A 16,069-nucleotide genomic window follows, 5' to 3' on the forward strand; every position below is an offset into this window, starting at 1 on the left:
CAATGAAAAGCGTGTTAAAACAAAGGGAAGCGCTGCTGGCGCTGATGATAGTGGGCCTGATCCTGCTGGTGGGCCTGCGCGCGCCGGTGTTCCTGAGCGGCGCCAGCCTGGCCGGCCTGCTCACCGACAGCACGCTGCTGATCATGCTGGCGCTGACGCAGATGCTGGTCATCGTGACGCGCGGCGTGGACTTGTCGGTGGCGTCGAACCTGGCCTTGTCGGGCATGATGGCCGCGCTGCTGGCCTCGCGCTACCCGGACCTGCCGCTGGTGCTGGTGATGCTGGCCGCCGTGGCCATCGGCCTGCTGCTCGGACTGATCAACGGCTGGCTGATCGGCTACCTGCAGTTGCCGCCCATCGTGGTCACGCTGGGCACCATGAGCGTGTATCGCGGGCTGGTGTTCGTGCTGTCCGGCGGCGCCTGGGTGTCCTCGCACCAGATGCCGGCCGACTTCATCGCCTTCCCGCTGGCGCGCCTGCTGGGCGTGAGCCACCTGGTGTGGATCGCTGCGGCGACCGTACTGGCGGCCGTGTTCGTAGCCCGCCACAGCCGCTTCGGCCGCGACCTGTACGCCGTCGGCAACGAGCCGGCGTCGGCGCGCTATGTCGGCATTCCGATTGCCCGCCGCCTGCTGTGGACCTACGGCTTGTCGGGCCTGATGGCGGGCCTGTGCGGCTACCTGTGGGTGGCGCGCTACGCGGTAGCCTACACCGAGATCGCCTACGGCTTTGAATTCACCGTGATCGCAGCCTGCGTCATCGGCGGCATCAGCATCGCGGGCGGCACCGGCACGGTGGCCGGCGCAGTGCTCGGTGCGCTGTTCCTGGCCGTGATCGGCAATGCCCTGCCGGTGCTGAAAGTGTCGCCGTTCTGGCAAAGCGCCCTGACCGGCCTCGTGATCCTGACCGCCGTGATGATCAACGCACGCGGCAACAAGAGCGCCGGCCGCCAGATCCTGCCTCTGCATCTCGTCAAATCTGCCCAACCTGCTACCGGGAGTGCCGCGTGAACCCTGCGCCTGTTACACCTACCCCTGCGGCGAGCACGTCGCGCTACGTCATTCAGGACCGTCCCGGCTTCCGCCTGGGCGCCGCGCTGGGCCGCTGGGAAAGCCTGCTGGCCTTGCTGCTGCTGGCGGCCTTCGTCGTCTGCGGCATCCTGCTGCCGAACTTCCTGGACCTGAACAACCTGGCCGACGGCACCTTCAACTTCAGTGAAAAGGCGCTGATCGCGCTGCCGATGGCGCTGCTCATCATCTGCCGCGAGATCGACATTTCGGTGGCCGGCACGCTGGCGCTGTCGTCGGTGGCGATGGGTTACGCCAAGTCCATCGGCCTGCCGCCGGAAAGCCTGCTGTTCGTGGCGCTGGCCACCGGCACGGCCTGCGGCTGGCTGAACGGCTGGCTGGTGACGCGCTGGGCGCTGCCGTCCATCGTGGTCACCATCGGCACCGTGTCGCTGTTCCGGGGCCTTGCCAGCGTGGTGCTGGGCGACCAGGCTTATACCGGCTATCCGCAGCTGATGATGGACTGGGGCCAGGGCTATTTCTTCGACTTCATCCCGCGCGAGTTCGTGGTGCTGCTGGTGTTCGCTGCCCTGTTCGCGACGGTGCTGCACGCCACCACCTGGGGCCGCCGCATCTACGCCATCGGCAACAACCCGATCGCAGCGCGCTTCTCCGGCATTCCGGTGGAACGCTACCGCCTGGTGCTGTTCATGGTGGCGGGCGCCATGGCTGGCCTGGCGGCCTACCTGCTGACCGGCCGTATCGGCAGCACGCGCCCCAATATCGCCATGGGCTGGGAACTGGAAGTGATCACCATGGTGATCCTGGGCGGCGTCAGCATCGCCGGCGGCGCAGGCACTATCGGCGGCGTGCTGCTGGCGGTGCTCACGCTGGGGACGGTCACGTACGGCCTGTCACTGGCCAACATCCCTGGCATTTACATGACCATCGTGGTGGGCGTGCTGCTGCTGGTGACGATCGCCCTGCCTCGCCTGCTGCGCGGCCGCAAGGTGGCCAAATGACGGGCAGCGCCACGATCGTCCTCGACATCGGCAAGACCAACGTCAAACTGGCCCTGATCGATGCGGACGGCCGCACGCTGGCCGAGCAGCGCAGCCCCAACGCCATTGTCGCGGGGGGCTTGTATCCGCACCACGACACGGAACGAATCTGGAACTGGATGCTGGGCGCCATGCGCGGCTTCGCGCAGATGGCGCAGGTCGGCGCCATCGTGCCGGTGACGCACGGCGCCACCGCCGCGCTGGTGGACGATGAGGGCCTGGTCCTGCCGGTGCTGGACTACGAATTCGAGCTGCCGCCGTCGCAGGACGCGGCCTACCGCGCGTTGCGGCCGGCTTACGCGTCCAGCCATTCGCCGTTGCTGCCTGCTGGGCTTAACCTGGGGCGGCAGCTGGCCTGGCAGGCGCATGCCTGGCCCGAACAGTTTGCGCGGGCGCGCCATATCCTGATGTATCCGCAGTACTGGGCATGGCGGCTGTGCGGCGTGGCGGCCAGCGAGGTGACGTCGCTGGGCTGCCATACGGACTTGTGGCAACCGGCGCGGCAGCAGTATTCCGCGCTGGTGGAGCGCCTGGGCTGGAGCGGGCTGTTTCCGCCGATGCAGCCGGCGTGGGCGCCACTGGGCATGCTAAAGGCGGAGCTGGTGGCGCAAACCGGTTTGCCGGCGGACTGCAAAGTGGTCTGCGGCATCCACGACAGCAACGCTTCGCTGCTGCGCCACCTGCAAGGCGGACCGCGCACGGTGCTCTCCACGGGGACCTGGGTGATCGCCGCCGCCATCGGCATGCCGCTGGACGGCCTGCGCGAGGAAGCCGACATGCTGGCCAACAGCAATGCGCTGGGCGAGCCGGTGGCCTGCATGCGTTTCATGGGTGGCCGGGAGTTCGGCGAGCTAGCCGGTCCAACGCCTGCCTTGTGCACGGCAGACGATCTGCAGCGGCTGATCGCCCAGGGCACCATGGCGCTGCCCTGCTTTGCGGCCGCCGGCGGGCCGTTTGGCGGGCGCGCAGGCGAAATTGCCGGACCGGCGCCGCAAACGGCACAGGAACGGTATGCATTGGCCACGCTGTATTGCGTGCTGATGAGCGATTACTGCTTGTCGGCGCTGGGCGCGGCCGAAGGCGAGGTTGTGGTGGAAGGCAGCTACACGGGCAATCCGCACTTCGCGCCGCTGCTGGCCGCGCTGCGCCCCGCGCAAAACGTCGTCTGCTCGGACGATGCAAGCGGCACGACGTGCGGCGCCTGGATGCTGGCCCATTGGGGCAACGCTGCGGCGCGCCACGGTGAAGACGGTGCCGCCGCCGCGCGCGACGGCAGCGCGCCGTCGGCGGCCCAGCCGCTCGCGCTGGCCGGCTGGGCCGAGTACCGCGCGCGCTGGCTCGCGGCGCTGTAAGGTCAGGCGGCGCGCACTGCCGCCTCGATCTTGGCCACGTCGATCTTGCCCATCTCCATCATGGCCTTGAACGCGCGCTTGGCCACGTCGCCGCCCTGTGCCATGGCATCGGTCAGGGCGCGCGGCGTAATCTGCCACGACAATCCCCATTTATCCTTGCACCAGCCGCAGGCGCTCGCCTGCCCGCCGTTGTTGACGATGGCGTCCCAATAGCGGTCTGTTTCGGCCTGGTCTTCCGTGGCGATCTGGAAGGAAAACGCCTCGCTCTGCTTGAAGGCCGGCCCGCCATTCAGTCCCATGCAAGGAATGCCGCAGACGGTGAATTCCACCGTCAGGACCTGCCCGGCCTGGCCTCCCGGAAAATCGTCCGGCGCGCGATGCACGGCGCCAACTGTGCTGTCCGGAAAAGTGCGGGCATAGAACTTCGCTGCTTCTTCGGCATCTTCGTCGTACCACAGGCAAATCGTGTTCTTATTCATGGTCACCTCCACTGTGTGTAGACTCGCAAGCATAGCATTTTGCTCACATATTAAGCACACGCCGCACACAAAAAAGGGACAAAAAAACCGCGACACGGCGCTGGGCCAGTGTCGCGGGGAATGCCGCTCGATGAACATGTGGAGGGCAGGAGACTCTTAGCGTACTGAAGCTTTCAACAGGATATTCGTTGGGCGGTCGCGCTCTACGCGCAGTATGCCGCCCTCCTCGATCAGCTCAACCACCTGGATCGAGCTGCGGCGCTGCTCTGGGCCGTCCAGTTTGGCGTCCGCGCCGCGCCGGCCCGGATGCGTGAAGTAGAACAAGTAGGCGCGGCCGTCGCTAACCACCACGTCGGCGTGGCCGCCCTGCACTTGGTCGTCCGCGCCCTGCCCCGGTCCCTGCAGCAGGTTGTCCGGCTGGCGCGTCCAGTTGACGGCGTCCGTCGAACGGTACACACCCAAGCCGCGCCACACGTCGGTAATCATCCACCACGAACCGCGCCATTGAAATACTTTCGGGCCCTCGCCGGCCTGGTCGCCGACGGCGCGGCCACGGTCGGTCCACGTTCTGAGGTCGGTGCTGTCGGCGTAGTAGATGGACTTCTTGTCCGCCTCGTTGTTGTACCACATGCGCCACCCGCCGCCCGGCAAGCGGGACACGCAAGCGTCGATAATGCGCTCCGAGGCCAGCTTGATCAGCTCCGGCTTGCGCCAGTTGCGCATATCGGTGCTGGTCAGGTGCACCATGTGGCGCGGGTGCTTCCAGTCGGTGAACACGCCCGGCACCACGGTCAGGTACATGTGGTAGACGCCATCGTCGCCCTGTACCACTTCGGGCGCCCAGTGCGTCGCGTCCTTGCCGCCCAGCTCGGGCGGCAGTTCGATATCGGCCAGCCCCGCGTAGGTCCAGGTGGCGCCTGCATCGTCCGATTCCGCGATGCCGATGCCCGTGCCGTGCACCCAGGTGACGCCGCTCAGGCCGGGGGATTTGGCGCGGCGGTTGGTGTAGTACATCCACCACTTGCCGCGCGCGGGGTTCCAGATCACCACCGGGTCGGCTGCACCGTCTTCCACCGGGTCGCGGAACAGCGGCTTGGCCGCGACTTTGCCGTGGTCGGCCACGGGCTCGCCGAAGTCCGGCGTGCCGTCGGCCCGCCAGTGCAGCACTTGCGCGCGCGTGTGGCGGTTCGGGTCGCGCAGCGGGTCGCCCTTGATGTCGCGGTAGTCGCGCGCGTGGTAGACCAGCACGTCGGTTTTGCCGTCCGGCGTGGTGGTGAAGGAATTGTGGCCGGGGCCGTACTGGCCGTTGGCGCTCTTGAACACCGGTTCGGCGGACTTGCGCCACGAGGCCGCATCCAGCAGATTGGCGCTGGCGGGTGCGCTCAGCAGGCCCATGGCATAGTTGGCGTCCGTGGCGCTGGCCGAATAGGTGAGGAACACGCGCCCGTTGCGCACCAGCGCGGATGGCGCCTCGTTCACGTCGTGCTTGACCTTCTCCCATGCGTACTCGGGATGCGACAGCATGGTGGCCGGTCCCTTGATGGACAGCGGCGTGTCCATCTCGGCCAGGTAGATATTGGTGCCCTTGAAGGCCGGCTCAGCGCCGCGCTGGGTCCAGGCCAGGTAGCGCTTGCTGCCCAGTGCGAAGGTGGTGGCGTCCAGCGCGAAGCTTTCCCAGCCAGTCTTGAGCTGGCCGCGCTCCACCCACTCGCCCTGCAGCGGATCGGGCGAGCTGTTTTCCAGCACGTAGAGGCGGATCTCCCAGTGCGCATCCGCACGGCCGGCGGTGAAGTAGATGTACCACTTGCCGTCGATGCGGTGCAGCTCAGGCGCCCAGATGTGATAACTCATCGGGCCGCTGGCGTGCTTGCGCCAGACCACCTGCGCCTGCGCGCTCCCTAACTCGTCCAGTGTGCGCGCGCGGCGCAGTTCGATGCGGTCGTACTCCGGCACGGTGGCCGTGAAGTAGTAGTAGCCGTCGCTGTGCAGGGTGACGTGGGGATCGGCCCGCTGGCGCACCAGCGGGTTGGCGAATGCGGGCTCGCCCGCCGCTGCGGCCGCCGCTGCCGCCGCAGGGGCGGCCGAGGCAACCGAGGCAGCCGGGGCCGCCAGGGCCACTAGCACCGCGGCTGCGGTCAGGGACAGTGTCGGCAGCATCAGTTCTTGATCGACACGCTGAGGAAGTAACGGCGTCCCGAGAAGGCCAGCTCGTTGACGCGGAACAGGTCACCCGCATCGGTGATCTGCGCCTGGTCCGTCAGGTTCTTGCCTTCGATGGAGAACGTCACCTTGTCGTTGTAGCGATACTGGAACTTGGCGTCGAGGAAGCCGGTCTTCTCCTGGAAGTTCGGGTTGCCCGACACGTCGTTGCCGCCGGTGTAGAAGCGGTCGCGGTAGTTGTAGGCGATGCGGGCGTTGATCTTGCCCAGGTCATACCACAGCGCCGCGTTGTAGCTGTTCTTCGACAGGCCAGGGTATGGCAGCACGGTGCCGTCCAGGATGTTCAGGCGCTCCGTGCCCGCCGCGTACTTGTAGCTCATGCGGGTGTAGTTGAAGTCGCCGCCAAAGCCGCCCAGCCAGCCAGGCAGGAAGGTGAACGCCGTGCGCGCGGTCAGCTCGATGCCCTTGGTGGTGGCGCCCTTGCCGTTGATCGGCTGCGTCACGTCGAACAGCGTGCCATTCTTGAACAGGTCCACGCCTTTCACCAGCGTCTTGTCCAGGATGTAGCTGGAGATCTTCTTGTCGAACAGGCCCACGCTGACCTGGCTGTCGGCGCTCGGGTAGTACTCGAAGCTCAGGTCCGTATTGGTGGCGCGGAAAGGCTTCAGGTCCGGATTGCCGGCCGTGCAGTCGTCCTGGCCGTCGCCGCCGAACTGCGCCAGGCCGCTGCCTGCGGTACAGGTGGCATTCGGCACCAGCAGGTCGATGCTAGGACGTGCCATGACCTTGGCCCAGCCCACGCGCACCAGGAAGGTGTCCGGCACCAGCCACACCATGGCGTTCGCGCTAGGCAGAATGTCGTGGTAGGTGTTGTCGATGGTGCTGATCGAGTTGGTCACCACGCGGTCGGTGTAAGTCGACGAACCCGGGGTGTTCGCCACGCGCACCTGCAAGCGCGACGAGCCGGTCGAGATGTCGCGGGTGCGGGTATAGCGGGCGCCGATGTTGCCGGACATGGAATAGCCCAGCAGCTCCGTCTCCCAGTCGGCGCGCGCATAGCCAGACTGCACACGCTCGTCCACCGCGTAGGCCGGCAGCTGCGGGTAGATCTTGCCGTCGCTGCCAGGCGCGGAATACAGGTTGTCGTGGTTGAAGTGCGATGTGTCGAAGTACTGCGTAGCGTTGGCGTACACCGGGGACAGCCAGTCGCTCGGCAGGCCGCTGACCTTGTCGTAGCCGCTGAAGAAAGTGCCCGGCGAGCGGCCGCGGATGGCGGCCACCATGGACGCCATGGTGGCGGCGTTCACGTACTTGGTGGAGTAGTTCGAGTTCAGGAAGGACTGCGCGTCCGGCGCGCGCTGGGCGCTGCCGGTGTAGTACGGATCGAAGACCACGGTCTGGTTCACATTGGCCGTGACCACGTTGACGTCGTCCGCCGTGCTGACCAGGTCCGAGCCGTTGCTGGCCATGTAGCCGCCGCCGTTGTACTGCTTGGCGGTTGCCTTGCGGCCCTGCGCGCCGAACCACAGCTTGCTGAAGAACGGCGTATCGAGCTTGTACTTGAAGTCCAGCTTCACCTGGTCTTCGGTGTTCTTGGTTTCCGACGGGCGGTATTGCAGCTGCGCCTGCACGTAGGCGTTGTTGTTCTCCGGCGAGGACGCGGCCGGGAAATCGAAGTGCGGCAAGCCCTGCTTGTCCAGCGTGACCTTCAGGCCGGGCGCGTTCTGCGTCAGCACCACGCTGTTGCTCTCGCTGCTGTAGTTCGACTCCGTCTTGGCGACCAGGCCTTCCACTTCCAGCCGTTCGCCACGGTAGTTGAAGCCGCCCGACGCGTATTTGGAGTCGATCTTCAGCTGGAAGTCGCGCGCCGAAGTGCTGAATGCGCCCTGCCCGCCCGCACCGGCCACGTAGTTGCAGTTGCCGACCACGTACTGGGTCACATAGTGGCTGCTGGTGACCACGCCGTCCGGCGTGCGGTCGCCCGGCACGGTGCCGCAGGTGCCTGGGGTGGTGGGCACGCCGGTGGCCTGGTTGTAAATGGGGGCCGTGCCGCCGTTGGCCAGGCGCGCCGCCGAACCGAGGTCGGTGCCGTAGTTGCGGTCGTTCAGGCGCTGGTCCTGCAGGTTGGCCTGGTAGCTGGCGAACGCGGTCAGCTCGTTGCTGACCTTGTACTGCGCGGTAAGTTCGGCGGACGAGCGCTCGTGGTCGCGGGTCCAGATGCCGTAGCGCGAAATGCCAGGCGAATAGTCGTACCACTGCGTCTGGCAAGCGGTCTTCTGCGCGGCCGTGAGCGTGGGTGCGTTGCAGCCGGCGTAGGTGCCGATGGCGGCCAGCGCCGGATCGCGGCTGACGACGGTCTTCTCGGCGGAGTAATCCCAGTCGCGCAGGAAGCGCCAGGAAGTGTTGCGGGCGTAGTCGTTGCGGGTGTAGACCTTGTCGTAGACCACGTTGGCCATCAGGCCCAGGCGGCCGTCCAGGTATTTGTCGGCCAGCAGCAGACTGACGCGCGGCTGCACGCCGCCACGGCTGGAAGCCTGTTCAGCGGCGATGGTGGCGGCCACGGTGGGCTTCTTGAAGTCCAGCGGCTTGCGCGTCTTGATGACCACGCTGCCGCCCACGCCGCCCTCGGTCATGTCGGCGGTGCTGCCTTTGTAGACGTCGATGGACGAGATCAGCTCGGAGGCCAGCTCGCGCAGTTCGGCGCCACGGCCGGCCGTGCCGTTGCTGCTCAAGACGGACAGGCCGTTGATTTCCACCCGGTTCAGGTTGGGCTCCACGCCGCGAATGGACACTTGCGTGCCTTCGCCGAAATCGCGCGTCAGCTGCACGCCGGTGATGCGGGACAGCGCCTCGCCCACGTTCTTGTCAGGGAATTGATTGATGTCTTCCGCCACCAGCGAGTCGGACACGGTGCTGTTGCGGATCTTGCGGTCGATCGCGGAGGCGACGGACTTGCGCGTACCGACCACCATGACCACGTTGTCCTGCGGCGCGGCGGCCGCTGCTTCGGCCTTCGGTTCGGGCTTAGCGGCCGGCGCGGCCTCCTGGGCCAGTGCGCCATTGCTTGCAAAAAGGGACGCGATGGCCAGCATCATCACGCTGTTCGGACGCGCCGCGAAGCGCTTTTGTTGGGAATTGCATACGCTCACAATACTCTCCTCCGGAAATCGGCCTTTGATTGGCCTGTGCTTATTTGCTACGTTACTGATCACCTTCAGATTGCATTCTATGTGAGCGTTGAGCGGATTTCGCCTTGCAAGCCGAAAGAATCACAATGATGATCAAATGCGAAAAACCCATGCTGCACCTGCACAAAACGCATAACGATATAAATCATTTAGATAATAAAAAGGGCCGCGCCATCTCTGGCGCGGCCCTTTCAGGAAGCCTTCGAGCTTAGAATTCTTCCCAGTCGTCGCTCACCGGCTTGGCGTTTGCCAGCCTGGCCGGCGCGGCCCGTTTTGCTGCGGGCGCGGCAGGCGCACGCGCCACCGCCGAGCCGATAGGCGCCACCTTGGGGCGGCCCGGGGCCGGCTTGGCGGCCGGCGCCGGCGCCTGGCTGGCGCTGATCTTGAAGGCGGCCACCGCCTGCGACAGTTCCTCGGCCTGGTCGCGCAGCAGCTGCGCGGCGGCGGCGGTTTCTTCCACCAGCGACGCGTTTTCCTGCGTCACCTTGTCCATCTGCGTGATGGCCTGGTGCACCTGGGCGATGCCGGCATTCTGCTCATCGGTTGCGGCGCTGATGGCGGCCACGATGTCCGTCACCTGGCGCACGCTGGTCACCACTTCGTTCATCGTGGCGCCTGCCTGTTCAACCAGCTTGGTGCCGGAACCGACCTTGTCCACCGAGTCTTCGATCAGCACCTTGATCTCCTTGGCCGCAGCAGCGGAGCGCTGCGCCAGGTTGCGCACTTCGGTGGCCACCACTGCGAAGCCGCGGCCCTGCTCACCGGCGCGCGCCGCTTCCACGGCCGCGTTCAGCGCCAGGATGTTGGTCTGGAAGGCGATGCCGTCGATGACGCTGATAATATCGACGATCTTGCGCGAGGACTCATTAATGGACGACATGGTCTGCGTCACCTGGTCCACCACGCTGCCGCCCTGCACCGCCACGTCCGACGCCGACAGCGCCAGCTGGTTGGCCTGGCGCGCGTTGTCCGCGTTCTGGCCCACGGTCGAGCTGAGTTCTTCCATGCTGGACGCGGTCTGTTCCAGCGCGGCAGCCTGCGAGGCGGTGCGCGAGGACAGGTCGCCGGTGCCGGCCGCGATCTGCTGTGCCGCCGAGCTCACCGTTTCAGTGGAGTTGCGCACCTTGCCCACCACGTTGCCGATATCGCTCAGCAGCTTGTTGAAGGCCACGGCGGTGTGGCCCACTTCATCCATGCGCTCGACGCGCACCTGGTGGGTCAGGTCCAGCGTCTGGCTCACGTCTTGCAGCGTGCCCTGGATATTGCTCAAGCTGACGCTGATGATGCGGTATAGCTGGTAGCCCAGGAAGCCGGTCACCACCAGCGCGGCCACCATCACGCCCACCAGCAAGGTGAAGGCCGACTTGTAGGCGGCGATGGATTCAGCGCGCACCTTGTCGATCAGCGTATTGTTGTAGGCGATATGGTCGTCCAGCGCCTTCTTCACACCGGCCGCGCCCACGGCCAGCGGCGAACCGCCCACCAGCGTGGCGCGCACGCCGTCCATGTCGCCCGCGTGGGACGCGGCCAGGAATGGCACCAGGGCCTTGCGGTAGGTGGCCATCGCTTCGCGGTCCGCCTGCACCATCTTGCGGTCGGTGTCGTCGGTGGCGTTTTCCTTTTCATACTTGTTCAGGATCTCGTCGAACTTGGCGTGCGCGTCGTCGTAGGCTTTCACCAGCGAGGCCTTGTCCGGCATTTTGCACGGGTCCGGGCACTCGGCCGGGGCCGGGGCGGAAAACACGGACAGGCGGTAGCCGGCCAGGCGGCTGTCCGAGACCGCATTCTTGGCCATGTTCAGGCCCGCGATGCTGGGTATCAGCCCGGTTTGCACGGTATCGAGGCGGGCTTGCGCGCGTTGCAGCTGCAGCACGCCATTGGCGCCGACAAACAGCAGCGCCAGCAACGCCACGGACAAGGTCAGCATCAGGCGTTTGGTAATCGTCATGGTGTTTCTTCTCTGTAGGGATTGATACGAAAATTGTGACTATCTTGTTACAAGGAAACTAACTCCATTCCCATTGTAACTACCGTACCGCCTCTTGGCTATAATGCCCGGACCGCCGATCGGCATTTATCAAGGACTGTTGGGATGACACATCACGTAGCCGCGTATTTAACCTTTGCAGCCCTTGCGGCTACCGCCATGCCAGCCACCGCCGGCGACGCCAACCCGTTCGAACTGGTTGAGGACAAGCCGCTCAGCGAGCTGTGGATCAACCCCGGTTTCTATTCTTACCATTTCGACCGCGAAAAGAACCTGAACGACCGCAATCCCGGCATCGGCGCCGAATACCGCTTTTCCACCGTCGCAGCGGCCACCGCAGGACGGTTCTATAATAGTGACCGCCAGTACTCCAACTACGCGGGCGTGTATTACCAGCCCTTCGCCATCGGTCCGCTGCGCTTCGGCGCCGTGGTCGGCGGCTTCAACGGCTATCCTAAAATGCGCGACGGCGGCTGGTTCCTGGCTGCCATACCGGTCATGAGTTTCGAGTACCAGCGCGTGGGGGCCAACATCGCCGTGATCCCGCGCTACAAGGACCGGCTGTATGGCGCACTATCCGTACAGTTGAAGTTCAAGCTGACTGACTGATCGACATGGACCTGACCGCACCGCAGGACGACGCAGCGCAGCTGGCCGCTTACATCAAGCGCGCCCCGCTGGCGGATGCCTGCGCGCAGCGCGCGGCGCTGGCCGCGCTGGAGCGCCTGCAGGCGTCGCAGGCCGCGCTGCAGGAAAAGCTGGTGCGGCATGACAGCTTCTACGTCCTGCTGTCGCGCCTGACGCCGGTGGTGTCGCGCGCCCGCTCGCTGGAAAGCCTGTGCCTGGGCGCCTGCCGCATTATCGCCTCGCAGCCCGGCATCCAGATTGTGGACGTCAGCTATTGCGACGAAGCCACCGGCAAGCTGCGCCTGCTCACGTCGGTGGAGCGCGACGGCACCGAACGCGAATGGCGCAGCGGCGACGACCTGGCCGCCGCCGACTGGTTCGCACCGGAACTGGCCGCCAGCGCGCTGGAAAGCGGCGACATGCGCTTTTCCAACCAGCTCAACACCGGCTGCCAGCGGCGCTGCATCGCCTCCTGCATGGCGATTCCGCTGTTTGCCAACAACCGGCGCTGGGGCGTGCTGTCGCTGTACTCGCTGCACAACGACCTGTTCGATGCCTTCTACCTGGAACGCGCAGGCGAAATCGGCTCGGAGCTGAGCTTCGGCCTGGAACGGCTGGTGAACGCCCAGGAGCTGTACCGGCTGGCGCGCACCAATCCGCTCACCGGCCTGCCCAGCCGCACCCATTTCGAGGAGCAGATCGCCGCGCTGGCGGCGGCCGAGCAGCGCGGCACGGTCCTGCTGATCAATATCAACCGCTTCGACGAGATCAGTTCGGCCTACGGCAACAGCGCCGCCATCGGCCTGATGCGCGCCATCGCGCAGCGGCTGAACATGGAAGTGGCGCCGCGCATGCTGCTGTCGCATATCGGCATCGGGCGCTTCGCGCTGTTCTATCCGGCCGACGAGCCGGGCTCGCCGCTGACCTATGTGCGCGACACCATCGTGCCGCTGCTGCAAGGCTCCTACCACGTGGAAGAGCACCGCATCTGGTGCACCATCAACGCGGGCGCGGCCGCGCTGCCGGAGGACGGCACCTCGGCCGACGCGCTGCTGGTGAAAGCCTGGGACGCGCTGGCCGGCGCGCGCATCAAGGAAGAGCGTTTCGGCTACTACGACAGGCACGCGGACCAGGCGCTGGCGCGTGAACTGAGCCTGGAGTCCGAGCTGCGCGACGCCATCGCGCGGCGCGAGTTCGTCAACTACTACCAGCCCAAGACGGATATGAAGACCGGCCAGCTGTCCGGCGCCGAGGCGCTGATACGCTGGAACCACCCCACGCGCGGCATGGTGTCGCCGGCCGAGTTCGTGCCGGTGCTGGAGCGCAGCGGCCTGGTGATCGCGGCCGGCCGGCAGGTGATGGAGCAGGCCATGGCGGACTGGCGCAGCTGGTACGACGCTGGCCTGAACCCGCCGCAGATCGCCGTCAACGTGGCGCCGGCGCAGTTCCGCTGCGATACGCTGATCGGGGACATCGAACGGGTGCTGAAGACGGCAGGCGCCGAGCTGCATCCGCTGTCGATCGAGATCACGGAGAGCAGCCTGGTGGCCGACCACGCGCGCGTGGTGGACATCCTGACGCGCATCCGCAGCCACGGCGTGCCGATTGCGATAGACGATTTCGGCACCGGCTACTCGTCGCTGGCCTACCTGGTGACGCTGCCGGTGGACGTGCTCAAGGTGGACCGCTCGTTTGTGATGAAGATGGCGCACGACGCGGGCTATATGGGCCTGGTGAGCACCATCGTGTCGCTGGCGCACAACCTGGACCTGAAGGTGGTGGCGGAGGGGATAGAGACCGAGGAAGAGGCCAAGCTGCTCAGGCTCCTGCGCTGCGAGCAGGGACAGGGCTACCTGTACAGCCGCCCTGTCCCGGCCTGGGAATTTGCGGCGCTGCTGGCGCAGCCGGCGGACGGCGGGTTACGCTCTGCGAGCTAACCCGCCCTACGGTTATAGACGTGACCGGCCCGCGGGCCTGTAGGGCGGGTTAGCGCAGAGCGCGTAACCCGCCAGCTCCGCCATCAATGCGGCTTGCCCTTGGACGACACCGCAACCTGGTCAAGGATATGCTTGGGCACCTCGGCATAATGCTTGAACTCCATGGTGTAGGTCGCCCTGCCCTGCGTCAGCGAACGCAAGGTGGTCGAGTAGCCGAACATCTCGGCCAGCGGCACCAGCGCGCGGATGATCTTGCCGCCGCCGCCCGGAATCTCATCCATGCCCTGCACCATGCCGCGCCGCGCCGTCAGGTCGCCCATGGCGTTGCCCATGAACTCTTCCGGCGTCTCCACCTCCACGTGCATCATCGGCTCCAGCAGCACCGGCGACGCGCGCCGCATGCCTTCCTTGAAGGCCATCGAACCGGCCATGCGGAAGGCGTTCTCGTTCGAGTCCACGTCATGGTAGGAACCGAAGGTCAACGTCACCTTCACGTCCACCACCGGATAGCCCGCCAGCACGCCGGTCTGCAGCGTCTCCTGGATGCCCTTGTCCACCGCCGGGATGAACTCGCGCGGGATCACGCCGCCCTTGATCGCGTCCACGAACTCGTAGCCCTTGCCCGGCGCCGCCGGCTCCACCGTCAGCACCGCGTGGCCGTACTGCCCGCGCCCGCCCGACTGCTTGACGAACTTGCCTTCCACATCGCTCGCTGTCTTGGTGATGGTTTCGCGGTAAGCCACCTGCGGCTTGCCCACGGTCGCCTCCACGCCGAACTCGCGCCGCATGCGGTCCACCAGGATTTCCAGGTGCAGCTCGCCCATGCCGGACATGATGGTCTGGCCCGATTCCTGGTCCGTATGCACCTTGAACGACGGGTCTTCCTGCGCCAGGCGGTTCAGGGCGATGCCCATCTTCTCCTGGTCGGCCTTGGTCTTCGGCTCCACCGCCTGCGAAATCACCGGCTCGGGGAAGATCATCTTCTCCAGCACGATCACATGGTCCGGGTTGCTCAGCGTGTCGCCCGTGGTGACGGCCTTCAGGCCCACCGCCGCCGCGATGTCGCCGGCGTAGACTTCCTTGATCTCCTTGCGCTCGTTGGCGTGCATCTGCAGGATGCGGCCCAGGCGCTCCCTCTGGCTCTTGGTCGGGTTGTACACCGTGTCGCCCGAATTGACCACGCCGGAATAGACGCGGAAGAAGGTCAGCTGGCCCACGAAGGGGTCGGTCATGATCTTGAAGGCGAGCGCGGAGAACGGCTCATCGTCCGTCGGATGGCGCTCGATCGGGTTGTCCTGCTCGTCGTGGCCGGCAATGGCCGGCACGTCCACCGGCGAAGGCAGGTACTCGATCACCGCGTCCAGCATGGCTTGCACGCCGCGGTTCTTGAAGGCGCTGCCGGCCAGCATGGGCACGATCTCGTTGCGGATGGTGCGCGCGCGCAGGCCCTGCTTGATCTCGGCCTCGCTCAAGGCTTCGCCGTTCAGGTACTTGTCCAGCAGCTCGGGCGAGCCTTCGGCCGCCGCTTCCACCATATTGTCGTGCCACTTCTGCGCCAGTTCTTTCAGCTCCGCCGGGATTTCCTCGTAGGTGAACTTCACGCCCAGGCTGGCGTCGTCCCAGTTAATGGCGCGCATCTTCACCAGGTCCACCACGCCGTGGAAATTATCCTCGGCGCCGAGCGGAATCTGGATCGGCACGGCGGTGCCTTTCAGGCGGTCCTTGATCTGCTGCTGCACGCGGAAAAAGTCCGCGCCCACGCGGTCCATCTTGTTGATGAAGGCAATGCGCGGCACCTTGTACTTGTTGGCCTGGCGCCAGACGGTCTCGGACTGCGGCTGCACGCCGCCCACCGAGTCGTACACCATCACGGCGCCGTCCAGCACGCGCATGGAACGCTCCACCTCGATGGTGAAGTCCACGTGGCCGGGCGTGTCGATGATGTTGATGCGGTGCTCGGGGAAATTGCCGGCCATGCCTTTCCAGAAGGCGGTGGTGGCGGCCGACGTAATGGTAATGCCGCGCTCCTGCTCCTGCTCCATCCAGTCCATGGTGGCGGCGCCGTTGTGCACCTCGCCGATTTTGTGATTGACGCCGGTGTAGAACAGGATGCGCTCGGTGGTGGTGGTTTTACCGGCATCAATGTGAGCGCTGATGCCGATGTTGCGGTAACGCTCGATAGGTGTCTTGCGGGTCATCACAATCTCCTTGAAACGAGGCCCGGCAGCGGGTCGTCGTTGATTCTATCAGTAATGGATCACTGAAGTATGG

At 65.8% G+C, this 16,069-nt stretch carries 10 protein-coding genes; 5 read left to right on the forward strand and 5 right to left on the reverse strand.

Annotated features, from left to right (window positions below):
* The first annotated feature begins 2 nt into the window (after window positions 1-2).
* From ACFJI2_RS10795 to ACFJI2_RS10805, 3 genes are read left to right on the forward strand one after another with little or no spacing between them, the layout of a single operon-like run.
* Window positions 3-1,010, forward strand: a complete 1,008-nt coding sequence (locus tag ACFJI2_RS10795; RefSeq protein WP_377705822.1) for an ABC transporter permease — start codon at window positions 3-5, stop codon at window positions 1,008-1,010.
* Complete coding sequence (locus ACFJI2_RS10800; protein ID WP_377704991.1) at window positions 1,007-2,029, forward strand: ABC transporter permease; 1,023 nt, start codon at window positions 1,007-1,009, stop codon at window positions 2,027-2,029. The genes ACFJI2_RS10795 and ACFJI2_RS10800 overlap by 4 nt, the downstream gene beginning before the upstream one ends.
* Window positions 2,026-3,420, forward strand: coding sequence for an FGGY-family carbohydrate kinase (locus ACFJI2_RS10805; RefSeq protein ID WP_377704992.1), 1,395 nt, complete (start codon window positions 2,026-2,028; stop codon window positions 3,418-3,420). Before ACFJI2_RS10800 ends, ACFJI2_RS10805 begins: the two co-directional genes overlap by 4 nt.
* A gap of 2 nt (window positions 3,421-3,422) precedes the next feature.
* On the opposite strand, the gene ACFJI2_RS10810 is transcribed toward ACFJI2_RS10805, so the two are convergent.
* The 4 genes from ACFJI2_RS10810 to ACFJI2_RS10825 form a co-directional block, all read right to left on the reverse strand.
* A complete protein-coding gene (locus ACFJI2_RS10810; protein ID WP_377704993.1) occupies window positions 3,423-3,899 on the reverse strand; it encodes a VOC family protein in 477 nt (158 codons plus the stop codon).
* 156 nt (window positions 3,900-4,055) lie between these two features.
* Window positions 4,056-6,056, reverse strand: coding sequence for a family 43 glycosylhydrolase (locus ACFJI2_RS10815; protein WP_377704994.1), 2,001 nt, complete (start codon window positions 6,054-6,056; stop codon window positions 4,056-4,058).
* Entirely contained in the window at window positions 6,056-9,208 is a 3,153-nt protein-coding gene (locus ACFJI2_RS10820; protein WP_377704995.1) for a TonB-dependent receptor, read from the reverse strand. The genes ACFJI2_RS10815 and ACFJI2_RS10820 overlap by 1 nt, the downstream gene beginning before the upstream one ends.
* Window positions 9,209-9,455: 247 nt before the next feature.
* Window positions 9,456-11,195, reverse strand: coding sequence for a methyl-accepting chemotaxis protein (locus ACFJI2_RS10825; protein ID WP_377704996.1), 1,740 nt, complete (start codon window positions 11,193-11,195; stop codon window positions 9,456-9,458).
* A 198-nt stretch (window positions 11,196-11,393) separates the two neighbouring features.
* Here ACFJI2_RS10825 and ACFJI2_RS10830 point away from each other — a divergent pair, with 198 nt between their 5' ends.
* Both ACFJI2_RS10830 and ACFJI2_RS10835 read left to right on the forward strand, forming a co-directional pair.
* Complete coding sequence (locus ACFJI2_RS10830) at window positions 11,394-11,843, forward strand: hypothetical protein (RefSeq protein ID WP_377704997.1); 450 nt, start codon at window positions 11,394-11,396, stop codon at window positions 11,841-11,843.
* 5 nt (window positions 11,844-11,848) lie between these two features.
* Window positions 11,849-13,798, forward strand: coding sequence for a putative bifunctional diguanylate cyclase/phosphodiesterase (locus ACFJI2_RS10835; RefSeq protein ID WP_377704998.1), 1,950 nt, complete (start codon window positions 11,849-11,851; stop codon window positions 13,796-13,798).
* Window positions 13,799-13,881: 83 nt separating this feature from the next.
* Here ACFJI2_RS10835 and fusA read toward each other — a convergent pair whose 3' ends face one another.
* A complete protein-coding gene (gene fusA, locus ACFJI2_RS10840; RefSeq protein ID WP_377704999.1) occupies window positions 13,882-15,996 on the reverse strand; it encodes an elongation factor G in 2,115 nt (704 codons plus the stop codon).
* Window positions 15,997-16,069: the final 73 nt, after the last annotated feature.

This window comes from Pseudoduganella sp. UC29_71 (genome assembly GCF_042693265.1).
GTDB lineage: Bacteria > Pseudomonadota > Gammaproteobacteria > Burkholderiales > Burkholderiaceae_D > Rugamonas.

Coding starts and splice junctions, on each gene's coding strand:
- ACFJI2_RS10795 (WP_377705822.1), top strand. CDS start 3: ATGAAAAGCGTGTTAAAACAAAGGGAAGCGCTGCTGGCGCTGATGATA.
- ACFJI2_RS10805 (WP_377704992.1), top strand. CDS start 2,026: ATGACGGGCAGCGCCACGATCGTCCTCGACATCGGCAAGACCAACGTC.
- ACFJI2_RS10810 (WP_377704993.1), bottom strand. CDS start 3,899: ATGAATAAGAACACGATTTGCCTGTGGTACGACGAAGATGCCGAAGAA.
- ACFJI2_RS10815 (WP_377704994.1), bottom strand. CDS start 6,056: ATGCTGCCGACACTGTCCCTGACCGCAGCCGCGGTGCTAGTGGCCCTG.
- ACFJI2_RS10825 (WP_377704996.1), bottom strand. CDS start 11,195: ATGACGATTACCAAACGCCTGATGCTGACCTTGTCCGTGGCGTTGCTG.
- ACFJI2_RS10830 (WP_377704997.1), top strand. CDS start 11,394: ATGCCAGCCACCGCCGGCGACGCCAACCCGTTCGAACTGGTTGAGGAC.
- ACFJI2_RS10835 (WP_377704998.1), top strand. CDS start 11,849: ATGGACCTGACCGCACCGCAGGACGACGCAGCGCAGCTGGCCGCTTAC.
- fusA (WP_377704999.1), bottom strand. CDS start 15,996: ATGACCCGCAAGACACCTATCGAGCGTTACCGCAACATCGGCATCAGC.